This is a genomic window from Intrasporangium sp. Soil_C_50 (genome assembly GCF_057656595.1).
On the sequence record NZ_JBDGKB010000003.1, the window covers coordinates 404,195 to 415,249 of the forward strand.

12 protein-coding genes are annotated in these 11,055 nt (G+C 70.1%); 8 read left to right on the plus strand and 4 right to left on the minus strand.

Annotation, left to right across the window (positions count from 1 at the left end; translation table 11 throughout):
* Positions 1-205: 205 nt before the first annotated feature.
* Complete coding sequence (locus tag AC3A5R_RS11420; protein ID WP_487620882.1) at positions 206-1,399, plus strand: RICIN domain-containing protein; 1,194 nt, start codon at positions 206-208, stop codon at positions 1,397-1,399.
* 126 nt (positions 1,400-1,525) lie between these two features.
* Here AC3A5R_RS11420 and AC3A5R_RS11425 read toward each other — a convergent pair whose 3' ends face one another.
* The 4 genes from AC3A5R_RS11425 to AC3A5R_RS11440 form a co-directional block, all read right to left on the minus strand.
* The gene (locus AC3A5R_RS11425; RefSeq protein WP_487620883.1) at positions 1,526-1,729 is read right to left on the minus strand and encodes a LuxR C-terminal-related transcriptional regulator; all 204 of its coding nucleotides are present in this window, start codon (positions 1,727-1,729) and stop codon (positions 1,526-1,528) included.
* A gap of 932 nt (positions 1,730-2,661) precedes the next feature.
* A complete protein-coding gene (locus AC3A5R_RS11430) occupies positions 2,662-4,512 on the minus strand; it encodes a sialidase family protein (protein WP_487620884.1) in 1,851 nt (616 codons plus the stop codon).
* Between the two features lie 501 nt (positions 4,513-5,013).
* Complete coding sequence (locus AC3A5R_RS11435) at positions 5,014-5,427, minus strand: (R)-mandelonitrile lyase (RefSeq protein ID WP_487620885.1); 414 nt, start codon at positions 5,425-5,427, stop codon at positions 5,014-5,016.
* 10 nt (positions 5,428-5,437) lie between these two features.
* Positions 5,438-6,334: a helix-turn-helix transcriptional regulator gene (locus tag AC3A5R_RS11440; RefSeq protein ID WP_487620886.1), complete on the minus strand. Its 897-nt coding sequence runs from the start codon at positions 6,332-6,334 to the stop codon at positions 5,438-5,440.
* 174 nt (positions 6,335-6,508) lie between these two features.
* Here AC3A5R_RS11440 and AC3A5R_RS11445 point away from each other — a divergent pair, with 174 nt between their 5' ends.
* From AC3A5R_RS11445 to AC3A5R_RS11475, 7 genes are all read left to right on the plus strand, one after another.
* Positions 6,509-7,528, plus strand: coding sequence for a zinc-dependent alcohol dehydrogenase family protein (locus tag AC3A5R_RS11445; RefSeq protein ID WP_487620887.1), 1,020 nt, complete (start codon positions 6,509-6,511; stop codon positions 7,526-7,528).
* A 49-nt stretch (positions 7,529-7,577) separates the two neighbouring features.
* Positions 7,578-8,153 carry a sugar O-acetyltransferase gene (locus AC3A5R_RS11450; RefSeq protein WP_487620888.1) on the plus strand — a complete coding sequence of 192 codons (576 nt, stop codon included), beginning with the start codon at positions 7,578-7,580 and terminating at the stop codon, positions 8,151-8,153.
* A 230-nt stretch (positions 8,154-8,383) separates the two neighbouring features.
* Positions 8,384-8,539, plus strand: coding sequence for a hypothetical protein (locus AC3A5R_RS11455; protein WP_487620889.1), 156 nt, complete (start codon positions 8,384-8,386; stop codon positions 8,537-8,539).
* 398 nt (positions 8,540-8,937) lie between these two features.
* Positions 8,938-9,108 (plus strand): hypothetical protein, encoded by a 171-nt coding sequence (locus tag AC3A5R_RS11460; RefSeq protein ID WP_487620890.1) that lies wholly within the window; start codon positions 8,938-8,940, stop codon positions 9,106-9,108.
* A 43-nt stretch (positions 9,109-9,151) separates the two neighbouring features.
* Positions 9,152-9,550, plus strand: a complete 399-nt coding sequence (locus AC3A5R_RS11465) for a hypothetical protein (protein ID WP_487620891.1) — start codon at positions 9,152-9,154, stop codon at positions 9,548-9,550.
* A gap of 561 nt (positions 9,551-10,111) precedes the next feature.
* Entirely contained in the window at positions 10,112-10,315 is a 204-nt protein-coding gene (locus tag AC3A5R_RS11470; protein WP_142180378.1) for a cold-shock protein, read from the plus strand.
* 183 nt (positions 10,316-10,498) lie between these two features.
* Positions 10,499-10,978 (plus strand): hypothetical protein, encoded by a 480-nt coding sequence (locus tag AC3A5R_RS11475; RefSeq protein ID WP_487620892.1) that lies wholly within the window; start codon positions 10,499-10,501, stop codon positions 10,976-10,978.
* The last annotated feature ends 77 nt before the right edge of the window (positions 10,979-11,055 follow it).

Sequence of the window (11,055 nt, forward strand, 5' to 3'; positions counted from 1 at the left end):
CCGCCCCTCGTGATCGGGCGGAGCAGGCGATTTCGCCCGTGAACGGGTGTCGATACGGACATGTGCGTATATGCCGCCCGCGCCATCACTTGGACGATCGAAGAGCCCAATCCGGGCAGGGGTCCAGACAGCAACGCTGAGACTCTTCGACGTCGGTGAAGGAGTGGAGATGGCGCGATATCGAGTCGTCATCAATGGGTTTCACGTGCAGGCGGAGACGTGGGACGACGCCCTGAACTGGGACGGCAAGCACGACGAGGTTTACGCCGTGGCGGCCGTCCAGGCTTGGGACAGGAATGGAAAGGTCATCTATTCCAGCGTGCCGAGCAGTCCGGTCATGGGAGATGTCAACGGACTGCCGGGACGGGTGAAGGCAGGATCGGCCAGCAAGCTCGGTGGCCTCATCACGGGCGACAGCTTCCCGACGAGCACGCCGTGGCAGCGGACCGAGGTGCTGAGCGACCAGCGAAACTGGCCCCCGTTCAAGGTGTGGGAGGGAGACCTCGTCTCGGGGCAGTCGATGGTCACCATCGCGCCGGGGCTGAACGAGTGGGATCCGGGCGGAAATGCCCTGCAGAGCTGGCTGGACTGGGCGAGTTCCCTCGGGCCGAAGCTCCTGGACAAGATCAAGGAGATGATCCATGCCGGGAGCACCGCGTCAGCGATCCTGGACGCGGTGAGTCTCGGCCTCAACATGTTCGGTGACATGGAGAAGGCAGGTCTCATCGGGAGCTCGGCGGACAGGCCCATCGGGATGGTGCCGATCGGCAACAACAAGTTCGCCTACAACCCACAGATCCTCCTGCTCACCCAAGAGAACGCCGACGCCATCATCGCCTCCGAGCCGTCGGGCAGGGGACCGGGAGTGCTGGAGATCGGTCTGGTCGACGATCCCTACCTCCGGGGGAACTACCGCCTCTTCGTGCAGGTGGAACGGGTGGGGCCGGCGGACACCATTCGTCAGGACAGGGACTACCAGATCACGGCGAAGCACTCGGGGCGTGTTCTCGACGCGACCGGAGCACAGACCGGCAACGGAACGCCGCTGCAGCAGTGGGACTGGAACGGTGGGGGCAACCAGCGTTGGCGGTTCTCGGGCAACGGTGACGGCACCTACACGATCACCGGCAAGGGAAGTGGTCGTGTCGTCGACGCAACCCTGCCGGCCTCCCCCGAAGCGCGCGTCCAGCTCTGGGACTCGAACGGACAGGACCAGCAGCGCTGGCGCCTGGTCCCCGTCGAGTACGGCTACTACCGCGTGGAGTGCGCCAAGACCGGTGCCGTCCTGGACGTGTGGCAGAACCGGACGGACAACGGAGGGGAAGTTCGTGTCTGGAACGACAACGGTGGCGACAACCAGCGCTGGCGCCTGACGCCGCTCTCGGACATGAACGAGTAGGGCATCGTCGGCATGCGCGGCGCCGCTCTCTTCTCACCAAGAGTCGAGCGGTGCCGCGCGGCGGGCCTGTGCGCCTGCGCGCTCCCGCCCATCAGAGCGCTGGAGAGGTGCAGGGCAGGGCACGGGTCAGTCCAACCGGCCCGGCGCGATGCTCCGACGCTCGAGCGCGATGATCAAGCGGTCGTGCCTCCCCAGCTTGTCGTATACGTGCTCGAGGTGTTTGCCGACCGTGCGCGGTGAGATCCCCAGGTGGCTCCCAATCGCGCGGGCCGTGAGTCCGTGGACGAGCAGGTCCACGACCGCCTCTCGCGCGGCGTCAGCGTGCTCCACGCCGACCGCGGGCCCGCACCGTCTGCGGGCCCGAGGACGGCTGCGTCCTTCGCGAGTGCGCTGGTGCCGCCGCCGAAGGCGGCAGGTGAGGTCGAGGGCGCGTGGACCCGGTCGAAGGCCAGCAGGATGGGCAGCATCTGGGTGGCCACCTCCCGTTCCGCGAAGGTGAAGTCGTTTCCGTCTCGCGCCAGGACCCAGCCACGACCGCGGCCGACCGGGTCCACGTGGGTGATGACGGACAGCTGATGTGCGCCGATCAGATGTCTGGACAGCTCGAGTGCACTGTCGTCGACCGGCTCGCGGACGCGTCTGACGTCGGCCAGACGCCTAGGGGTCAGGTCGGTCGGTTCGGCTAGGTAGGACTGAATCGCAGGATGGCGAAACATCCGCGCCATCGCAGCTTCGAGCCCGCGGTCGGCGCCGGGGATGCTGAGCCGCCACACGTCGAAGGACTTCGCCGCGAAGTCCGTGTTCATCCAGAAGACGTCGTCGCACGACACGAGTCCTTGAACCAGCGCCGCCGCACCGATGAGGTAGTCCGACGTGGTCTCGGCCTCGGACAAGGCCCGCGCGATGCTGATCAGCAGTGCAGATGAAAGCACGGACGTCACCCCCCGGACACGGCCCGAACTCGACGTCTGCCGAGACGCTGCCGCGACATGGCCCGACACCAATCAAGTCTGCCCCTGGCAGGGAGTCGCCGAGGCGATTCGCACCCTTTGACCGCAGGCCTCGAGCCTCGAAACCCTCGATCGCACACGCCGGCTCGAGACGTGACCCGCGCCGTCCCCGGCCGCCGGAGGCCTCGGCCGCCCGGCGTCAGCCGCAGCCTGTTCTCCGGCGGTCGTGTCGAGTCTGGTGGTCAGACCCGAGAAGTGCGACGTGCCGCGGACACGGGGTGGTGTCCGCGGCACGTCGGGTGGGCTGTGGCGTCAGCCGGTGGTGGCGGCGCCGAAGATGTCCTGGTCGAGCCCGCCCGCGTTGGGGCAGGTGTCTGCCGACCAGGCTCCGGTCGAGTCCTGCGTGCGGCACTGGAGCACGTCGAACCCGACGCCGCCCGCGTAGCGGGGGTCGTCGCCGGGTGCGACCTGCCGGGTGTCGGTCCACACGTTGTAGGCGAAGGACCCCACGGACGACACGTAGTTGTAGTCGCCGTGGAAGGGGACGCGTCGGTCACCGAACATCTCGTAGTTCGGCATCTGGCTGCTTCGGGACAGGCGCGCGACGGCCCAGCTGCTGCCGGCGTTCGTCGACGACGCAGCGTAGGTGTCGAGCCCGGCCGTCGCGGCGGCGAAGCCTGCGGCGTCGCGTACGGCGCCGTCGTTGCCCGGCGGGTACTGGACGCTGTAGGCGGGGTCGTTGCGGCTGTCGTGCCACACCGCGTGGAGCACGCCGCCGTCGGCGTTGATGTCGGGGAAGAACTGGTGCCCCCGCGCGGTCGGTGCGAGGAGCTTGGGTGCCGTCCAACCGCCGCTGCTCATCATCGCGAAGTAGACGCCACCCTGACCGACGCGCAGCGTCGTGCCCGTGGGGTCGGCCGTGTTGTACGTCGTCCGCGACGCCTGCTCGGTGCCGGGGATCGTCGCGTCGTACACGAGGTAGACGTTCTGGTTCGCGGCCTTGGGGTCGGCGGTGATGCGTGGCTGGCTGTCGTGGCGGAAGAAGACGAACCCGCTCCGGCACGCGAAGGGCCCGGAGCCGCAGTCGCGGCTGTCGCCCACCGACTCCTCTCCCGGCTCGGACTCGGGACCGTCGGCCGACAGGTACGCCTTCTCGTGTGCGGCCGCGGCGGCAGCCGGGTCGCCCGCGGAGTCGGCGGCGTCGAACGGCTCGAAGGTGGCGGCCGTCGCCGGAGGGCTGAACGTCGCGCCGCCGTCACGGGACACGACGTACTGGACCGAGGCCTCCTGGTGGCCGCGGTTGGACTCGAACTGGCGGTAGGCGATGTAGACGGTGCCGTTGCTCGTCACAGCGATGTCGGCGTTCTGCACGTCCTTCGAGCCCGTCGAGATCTTCATCGGGTGGCTGAAGCTGGCGCCGTGGTTCGTCGAGCGCACGAACTGGATCGAGTTGTTGCCGTTGATGCCCTGGAAGAGGCTCCATGCCGCGTAGACGTTGCCCTGGTGCGGGCTGCTGACGCCGCGGTCGACCTCGATGGAGGTCTTGTCGTTGAAGCGGCCGTTGAGGGCCGGGCCGGCCTTGCCGACGATGACGGTGCGGACGTAGTGGGCGGCGTCCTGGTCGTAGGTGGCGACCCACACGTCGCCGTTCTGCGGCGCGACGCGGTTGAAGGCGTTGCCCATGTAGAAGAGTCGGCCCTGGGTGTCCCACGCCTGGACAGGGTCACCGGCGTTGGTGATTCCCGCCTGCTGCAGGGGGCTGGCCTTGCCCTCGGGCGAACTGTCGGTCGGGTAGCCGGGGAGCAGGCTGTCGGTCCACGTGGCACCCGAGTCGGTGCTGCGGTAGAAGCCGGTCCAGGTGCCACCGGCCAGCTCGACGGTGCAGTAGTCGTTGGAGCCGGCGACGACGATCGACGCGTTGCGCGCGTCGACGGCCGCGGACGGCTCGTTCTGCTGGCGGCGGTTGGTGCCGCACGCGGAGATCGCGTCCCCGGGTGTGATGGCGCTGCCGTTGGCCTTGACGTACGGCGCGTCGACCGAGACCGGGGTGTCAGTGCGGACGACGGTCGATGCCTGCGCGCTCAGCAGCGTCGGTCCGAGGACCAGGGCGCCGGCCGAGACGGCGGAGACGGTGAACAGGTGAATCCCTCTGCGGTGGCGCATGTGGCCCCCTCCCCGCGCCATGGCGCGGTGCCGGTGCCGGCCGGGTCGGCCGGCGACGCAACCCCGGTGCCCGGTCGAGCCCGGGGACACACCTGGCTGGTCCACCCCGAAGGGCCAGTCCGGCAGAACTCACCATCGCACGGGCGGCGAAGCCCGGGACGAATTCGCGCTTTCAGGTTCTACTCAGGTTCACAACCCTCGCGCAGGTTCTGCTCGGCGAAACTCCAGGCCTTTTCACCCGATACGAGTCACATCACCCGGGCAGATCTGGACGCTGGTGGTGGTCCCCTTCGCAGCCGCCGGCGTCCTCGCTGACGGCGTGCCGTCCAGCGAACCACCCCGGTGGCGATGGACGTGGCGGCAGCGGCCGCCGTGAGGGCGGTCAGGGCGAGGTCTCCCTTGTGATGGTCACGCAGGCGCATACCTGTCTGTGCCCGCCACTGACGTGTGTGAAACCGCTCCAAGGCGTCGGTGCCCGAGCCGGACCGCCTGCCTGACGCGTCAGGCGTCGGTGGCTGGGGCGGCGGCGTACTCCTCGTCGGTGACCGGCGTCAGCCAGTGCACGACGTCGTGGTCGGCGTCGCCCTCGTTGATGGCGACGTGGACCATGAGACGGCCCGGTGCAGCGCCGTGCCAGTGCTCCTCGTCGGCCTCGAAGAGGACGCGGTCGCCCGGGCGGATGACCTCGACGGGTCCGCCGCGGCGCTGGCAGAGGCCGACGCCCTCGGTGACGAAGACGGTCTGGCCGAGCGGGTGACGGTGCCAGTGGGTGCGGGCGCCCGGCATGAAGTGGACGAGGTTGGCGGTGACGCGCGACGGCGCAGGGGCCGCGGCGACCGCATCGATGTAGACGTCGCCGGTGAACCAGTCGCTCGGGCCCTTGACGGTGTCGACCGAGCTGCGGGTGATCTGCATGGGTTTCCTTCTAGCTGTTGGGGATCGGGGTGTCGGTGGTGGCTGTGGGCGCTGGGGTCGAGGCCGCCCAGGAGGCGAGCAGCTGGAGCCTTTCGGCCGACGGGGAGCCGGGCTCGGCCGTGTAGACCATGAGGACGAGGCCGGGCTCGGCGGTGATGGCGAGCTCCTCGTAGGCGAGGGTCAGTTCGCCGACGACGGGGTGGTTGAACCGCTTGGTGCCGGTGCCGTGGGTGCGCACGTTGTGGGCGCTCCACAGGCGTCGGAACACCTCGCTCTGCGTGGACAGCTCGCCGACGAGGTCCTGCAGGCCGCGGTCGTGCGGGTCGCGGCCGGCCTCGGCGCGCATGATGCCGACGCACATCTCGGCGAAGAGGTCCCAGTCCGGGTAGAAGTCTCGCGACACGGGGTCGAGGAACTGGAACCGGGCGAGGTTCGGCATCCGCCCGCCCTGGCCGATGACGGGCGAGTAGAAGGCGCGGCCGAGGGTGTTGGTGGCGAGCAGGTTCTGGTGCGGGTCGCGGACGAAGGCGACGCCGTCGCGGATCGACTCGAGCGCCCACTGCAGGCTCGGGCGTGATGCCGGCTTGCCCGGCGCGCGTCGACGCGGACGCCCCGAGGTGGGGATCCCGTCGGCGGCGCGGGCGAGGTCGAGCAGGTGGGCGCGCTCGGTGTCGTCGAGCTGCAGGGCGCGGGCCAGCGCGTCGAGCACGCCGGTCGACGCGCCGGCGATCTGGCCGCGCTCGAGGCGGGCGTAGTACTCGACGCTGAGCCCGGCGATCGTCGCGACCTCGCTGCGGCGCAGGCCCGGCACGCGTCGGCCGCGACCAGCGGGCAGGCCGACCTGCTCCGGGGTGATGCGGGCGCGACGGGTCATGAGGAACTCGCGCACCTCCTGGCGGTTGTCCACGCCTTCGAGGGTAGGCCGGGTCGACGCGTCGGCCGAGCCGCGAGAGGTGCCCTGTCAGTACGTCCCTCGACAGGGACTCCCCCTCGTTGCCGGCGCGGGCTTGACTCGTGGGGTGGGCCTGTTCGGCCCCGGCGGGCGTAGGCCCGCGAGAAGCGAGGTGAAGGAGTTCACGCGATGCGTGGAGTTGTCATGTACGGACCCGGCGACGTGCGGGTGGAGGACCGCGAGGACCCGAGGATCATCGAGCCGACCGACGCGGTCATCCGCCTCACGGCGACCTGCATCTGCGGCAGCGACCTGTGGCCCTATCGCGGCGCCGAGCCGGTCGACCACCAGGTCATGGGGCACGAGTACGTCGGCGTCGTCGAGGAGGTCGGCTCCGAGGTGCGCACCGTGAAGGTCGGCGACTTCGTCGTCGGGTCCTTCTGGGCCTCGGACAACACGTGCGATATCTGCCAGGCGGGCTACCAGGCGTACTGCACCCACCGCGTCCTCATGGGCACGATCGGCACGCAGTCCGAGCGGGCGCGCATCCCCCTCGCCGACGGCACCCTCGTCGCGACGCCGGGGCAGCCCGACGCCGACCTCGTTCCCTCGCTCATGGCCGCCTCCGACGTGCTCGGCACCGGATGGTTCGCGGCGGTGGCGGCCGAAGCGGGACCGGGCAAGACCGTGGCCGTCGTCGGCGACGGGGCCGTGGGGCTGCTCGGCATCCTGGCCGCCCGCGAGCTCGGCGCCGAGCGGATCATCGCCTTCAGCAGGCACGCCGACCGGCAGGCGCTCGCGCGCGAGTTCGGCGCGACCGACATCGTCACCGAGCGGGGCGACGCCGGGGTGGCGCGCGTCAAGGAGCTGACCGGAGGCCTCGGGGCCCACTCGGTCATCGAGGCCGTCGGCACCCAGGAGGCCATGATGCAGGCCATCCACTCGACGCGTGCCGGTGGCCACGTCGGCTTCGTCGGCGTCTCGCACGACGTCGCCATCCCGGGCGACGCGCTGTTCATGGCCGGCGTCCACCTCCACGGCGGCCCGGCCCCGGTGCGGGAGTACCTGCCGCACCTGATCCAGCTGATCTGGGACCGAAAGATCAACCCGGGCAGGGTCTTCGACCTCACCCTCCCGCTCGAGGACGCCGCCCAGGGCTACAAGGCCATGGACGAGCGCACCGCCACCAAGGTGCTGCTGACGCTGTGACCACAGGTGTTCGTCGGCCGACCGCGCCGGCCGAGGAAGGGAGTGACGCGTGGACCTCCAGGAGTTCCTAGACCACGTCGACGCCCGACGCGTCATCGAGGGCGGGTCGGCGGCCCACCAGTTCATGCACGGGGCGGCGCAGGACGCGCTGCGGGTCGTGGCCGAGCTCAACGGCGCCTACCGGACGCCCGAGCAGGTGCGGGGGCTGCTGTCGGGGCTGACCGGGAAGGCCGTGGCCGACTCGGTCACGGTCTTCCCGCCGTTCTACTCGGAGTTCGGCAAGAACCTGACCCTCGGCGAGGGGGTCTTCGTGAACCAAGGCTGCCGCTTCCAGGACACCGGCGGCATCACCATCGGCTCAGGCACCTTGATCGGCCACGGCTGCACCCTGACGACGCTCAACCACGCCGCCGACCCGGCGCGTCGGGCCGACATGCTCCCGGCACCCGTGACGATCGGCCGCGACGTCTGGCTGGGCGCCGGGGTCACCGTCGTGCCGGGCGTCACCATCGGCGACGGCGCCATCATCGGTGCCGGAGCAGTGGTGACGAAGGACGTCCCCGCCGACACCGTCGCCGCCGGAATCCCGGCCAAGGTCATCCGCCCGACCGGCTTCAGGTCCTGACGCGTCCCGATCAGTCCGGGGACGAGGTCGCGCATCGCGCATCGATGGTGACAGCGGCGCCCGTGCGTGACCGGTCGTTGGTCGGACGGCTGGGCCGCCCTGCGACGAACGGTTGGCGCCCGATCGGTGCCTGGTCCGCGTTGTGTCGCCTGACGCACAGACACGCCCTGCTGAGCGGCGCAGTGTTGCTCCATCAAGGGCGGGAACGCCCCACGAAGGAGGGTCGGACGATGAGACTCAGGAACTTCCCGTGCTGGGTGATGGGCCACATGTTCCGCGTGAAGCCCGGCGACAAGGGGATGCTCGTCTGTCAGCGATGCGGCACGCAGGAGCTCGTGATGGTGAAGCGGATGCGCGACAGCGTCAACCGGTCGTGGGGGATGTAGCGGCGCTCGCCGACCGCGCGTCAGCGGCAGCCCCCGCGGCGGCCACCGTCTGTCGCCGGGTGACGCGTCGCCGCCGTTGCCCTGCCGGCTCGGACAGCCCGGCGGCTGGGCGCACCGCGTCTAGGCTGGACCGGTGGGCACCGGCGGCGACGGGCCGCCCAGACGCCGCACGACGTCGCGGCTGGGCGCACAGGCTCGCGCGTCCCGCGAGGGCAGGCGCAGGGGCACGGCCGTAGCCGCCGGGTGGGCCACCGCGGCCGTGGCTACGGCGATCCTGTCGGCCTGCACCACCGCGACACCTCCGGGCTACGTGGGAACGGCCCTGTCGACCCACGGTCGCGTTCGAGCAGCACGCCTTCGGGACCTGCGACCCGGCCACCGAGCGGGTGGTCGACGGCGTGGCCATGCGCACCGCGTCGGTCGGGACGGAGACCGGCCTCGTCGACGTCGCGTTCTTCGCGGCAGGTGACCGGCTCGCACAGGTAGCCCTGTCCGGGAGCCGGTGGGCGCCCGGCGAGCGGGACCACGCGTGGCGCACGGTCGCGGAGCACCTTCGGCAGGAGAAGTGACCCACCCGCGATCCCCGACGCCGAACTGGCAGGCTTGGGCCGCATGAACGCTGTCACCCTCGAGACGTTGCGACTGTTCCTGCACGTCCTGGCCGCCACGGTGTGGGTCGGGGGGCAGATCACCCTCGCCGCTCTCGTGCCGGCGCTTCGGGTGGCCGGCACCGACGTGCCGAAGGCGGCGGCCAACGCCTTCAACCGCATCGCCTGGCCGGCGTTCGGGCTCCTGCTGGTCACCGGCGTCTGGAACGTGGTGGCCGAGGGTGACAAGGGACCGGCCTTCGAGCGCACCCTGATGGTGAAGTACACGCTGGTGATCGCCTCGGGAGCCGCGGCCTTCCTGCACGCCCGAGTGGCTTCGCGCCGCGCCATGGCGGTCTTCGGGGCGTTGACCGGACTCACCGCGCTGGCAACGCTCTTCGTCGGGATCATGCTCGCCCAGTGAGTCCTCGCTGACAGCGACAGCTGCGTCGTCTCTCCTGGCGTCAGTCGGCGCCTCGAGCCACGAGGTAGAGGGGCAGGAACACGACGACGACCACGAGGCACAGCGCCGCCCACGCCTCCGGCCGGTCGATGGTCATGCCCAGGAGGGTCATGACAACGGGTCGGCCTCGCTGTGCGCGTGACCGGGCATCCGCCAGTACCCAGACGCTGGCCCCCGCAACGATGAGCACCAGCGCGAGCCCGCCCGCACCAGAGTGAGTCACCCCGTCAGTATCACCGGAACCCGGGCCTCAGGACCTGGACGCCGGAGGCGCAGCGACAGTCGCGGGACACCCGCTGATGACCGCCACGGCCCACATCGACGATGCTTGGGTACGGCATCGAGCAGGGCAGGGGTGCCACTGGCTGCTAGCGTCGTTCCTGGCTGCCGTCCCCGTCGTCCAGTTCGGACTGGGCACAGCGCGTCGGCGCGAGGTTTCGCGTGTGGCGCCCTGGTCCCTGACGCATCGGCACCTTGAGGCCTCCACACGGGAGGCCTCGCTGACCAGAAGAGGCAACACCAGTGGCAACAGGCACCGTGAAGTGGTTCAACAGCGAAAAGGGCTTCGGCTTCATCGAGCAGGACGGCGGCGGCGCCGATGTCTTCGTTCACTACTCGGCGATCGAGAGCGGCGGCTACCGCGAGCTGCAGGAAGGCCAGAAGGTCGAGTTCGAGGTGACGCAGGGTCCGAAGGGCCCCCAGGCCGAGAAGGTCAAGGGCATCTGAAACACCGAAGGCACCGGGCCACCCCGGTCCTCAGCGAATCCCCCGACCAGACGGTCGGGGGATTCGCCGTTTCCTGCGCTTCTCCGCAGACCTCAGCCACCGGGGATGATGCGCCCGCGCCAGGACCACGCGATCGTGGCGACTGGACCGCGTCATGACCATGAGTCGAGGAAGGAAGGCATTGTGACTGCGAAAGGCGATTTCACCGAGGAGGAGTGGACGCGCATCGTGCGTGCTCCGTTCATGGCCGGAATGTCGATCACCCTGGCCGACCCGGGCGGCCCGATCGAGGCGGCCAAGGAGTCGATGGCGATGCTCAAGAGCGCCACCAACCCGCCCAGTCGTGAACAGCTGCTGGCTGAGGTGGCCCTCGAGATCCAGGCCATGGTGCAGGAGCACCACAACCCGGTCAGCGGCTACAAGCCGACGACTGGGCAGCCACCCGGCGAGCAGGTGCTCGACGAGCTGCGCGCCGTCCGCGGGATCGTCGCCGCGAAGGCCGCACCGGAGGAGACGACAGCCTTCGGGCAGTGGCTCGTCGCGGCGGCGCAAGCGGCTGCGGACGCCGCCAAGGAGGGCGGCTTCATGGGGTTCGGGGCGCAGCTGGTCAGCGAGCGCGAGCAGGACATGCTGAACCGCGTCCGCGAGGCCGTCAGCGGGTGAGCTAGGTGTACTGACCGGGCACGTTGGTTGAGGGAATGCGACTTCGCGCTGTGAGCTGCTGACAGGGGAGGGCCTCC

What these genes read in the sequence shown, in the direction of transcription:
- AC3A5R_RS11430 (WP_487620884.1), bottom strand. Translation starts at nt 4,512, where the DNA reads ATGCGCCACCGCAGAGGGATTCACCTGTTCACCGTCTCCGCCGTCTCG.
- AC3A5R_RS11435 (WP_487620885.1), bottom strand. Translation starts at nt 5,427, where the DNA reads ATGCAGATCACCCGCAGCTCGGTCGACACCGTCAAGGGCCCGAGCGAC.
- AC3A5R_RS11445 (WP_487620887.1), top strand. Translation starts at nt 6,509, where the DNA reads ATGCGTGGAGTTGTCATGTACGGACCCGGCGACGTGCGGGTGGAGGAC.
- AC3A5R_RS11455 (WP_487620889.1), top strand. Translation starts at nt 8,384, where the DNA reads ATGAGACTCAGGAACTTCCCGTGCTGGGTGATGGGCCACATGTTCCGC.
- AC3A5R_RS11465 (WP_487620891.1), top strand. Translation starts at nt 9,152, where the DNA reads ATGAACGCTGTCACCCTCGAGACGTTGCGACTGTTCCTGCACGTCCTG.